Source organism: Lentilactobacillus parakefiri, from assembly GCF_002157585.1.
GTDB classification, from domain to species: domain Bacteria; phylum Bacillota; class Bacilli; order Lactobacillales; family Lactobacillaceae; genus Lentilactobacillus; species Lentilactobacillus parakefiri.
The window spans coordinates 1-303 of record NZ_BDGB01000125.1; the positions used below are offsets into that span (position 1 = coordinate 1).

At 44.6% G+C, this 303-nt stretch carries 1 protein-coding gene; it reads right to left on the reverse strand.

The features are described 5' to 3' along the window. Nucleotides 1–303 (reverse strand): transposase (locus LPKJCM_RS11595; protein ID WP_165758611.1); only part of this gene is annotated, 303 nt, incomplete at both ends.

A 303-nucleotide genomic window follows, 5' to 3' on the forward strand; every position in this document is an offset into this window, starting at 1 on the left:
ACTTAACAGCTTGTTATCAATCAATGATTGGCGGAACTGCAGATACATGAGGGCAATTAACTTGGTGGTTTGTGGATCAGTCCGGAAACGATTGATTGTCCGGTAACTGGGCACCACGTCAGGGTCACCGATTAACCATTTCATCGGAATGCTTTCCTCGGCCATTTGTTGAATTTTCCGTCCCGAAAACACTTTCCGTGAGTAGGCAAATAACATCATCTTGAGCATCATTAACGGTGAATATTGTGGTCGGCCAAAGGCTGACTCTTCTCCATAAACTAATTGATAGGGAATCGTGTCCAC